The sequence below is a fragment of the Streptomyces sp. RP5T genome (assembly GCF_003933965.1).
Taxonomy (GTDB): Bacteria; Actinomycetota; Actinomycetes; order Streptomycetales; family Streptomycetaceae; genus Streptomyces.
In genome coordinates, this window is record NZ_RSAJ01001149.1 from 1 (window position 1) to 1,030 (window position 1,030).

The following is a 1,030-nucleotide window of genomic DNA, read 5'->3' on the forward strand; positions in this document are numbered from 1 at the left end:
CCCTCTCCCCGGCCCTCTCGAAGGGCCTCGAATTCGACCTGGTGATCCTCGTGGACCCGCAGAGCTTCGGTGCCGGCGTGGAGGGGGCGGTGGACCGGTACGTGGCGATGACACGGGCGACGCAACGACTGGCGGTGCTCACGACTGCCTGACTCCACGAGCCGGACCGGGTCCCGCGTCAGATCGGGCGCCTTGCTGTCGGGCCTCTGATGGTCGCTGTGCGGCTCAGCGGCCACCCCGTCCAGCGAGTCACGGCCACCGCCCCGAGACCTGTGCGACAGCTGTGACGTACCTCACCGGAACTCGCCCGCACCGAGCGTCAGTTGAAGACGTGACCACAGATATGCGAACCCGGGTGCGAAACGGAGATCCGGACGCCTTCGCGGAACTCTTCGACGCGTGCGCCCGCGCGGTGTACAACCACGCCTTCCGGCTGACCGCCGACTGGTCGCTGGCCGAGGACGTGATGTCGACGACCTTCATGGAGGCGTGGCGGCGCAGGGACTCGGTCGAGGCCGAGGGCGGCTCGCTGCGGCCGTGGCTGCTGGGCATCGCCACCAACGTCGCCCGCTCCCACCACCGCAGCAACCGCCGCTACCGCAACGCGGCGAGCGCCGCGGCCGCCGCGCACGCCGCCGAGGAACGGGTCGAGGACCACGCCGAGGAGACCGCCGGACGCCTGGACGACCGGCGCCGTATCAACGCCACCCTCGCCGCCCTCAGCCTGCTCAAGCGCCCCGAGCGCGAGGTCCTGACGCTGTGCCTGTGGGAGGGGATGGAGTACGCCGAGGCAGCCCGCGCCCTCGGTATCCCGGTCGGCACCGTCCGCTCCCGCCTCTCCCGCGCCCGCTCCAAGCTGCGCAAGCTCGCCGACGCGCAACTGCTCGGAGAAAAACGGGAACCTACCCGCACGAACCGGCAGATAACAGGTGATCGCGGATACGCGGTCCGGTCCGCACAGGAAGGAAACCGATGAACGCCAGCCCCTCCCACCGGCCCCACCCGGCCGAGTGGACGGAGACGCAGGGTC

General features: G+C 70.9%; 2 protein-coding genes. Both read left to right on the forward strand.

All coding sequences use genetic code 11. From position 1 onward, the window contains the following. Positions 1-152: ATP-binding domain-containing protein (locus tag EHS43_RS48640; protein WP_148104366.1), on the forward strand; the 152-nt coding region annotated here is incomplete at its 5' end. A 179-nt stretch (positions 153-331) separates the two neighbouring features. Continuing rightward, positions 332-976: an RNA polymerase sigma factor gene (locus EHS43_RS45065; RefSeq protein ID WP_037941591.1), complete on the forward strand. Its 645-nt coding sequence runs from the start codon at positions 332-334 to the stop codon at positions 974-976. The last annotated feature ends 54 nt before the right edge of the window (positions 977-1,030 follow it).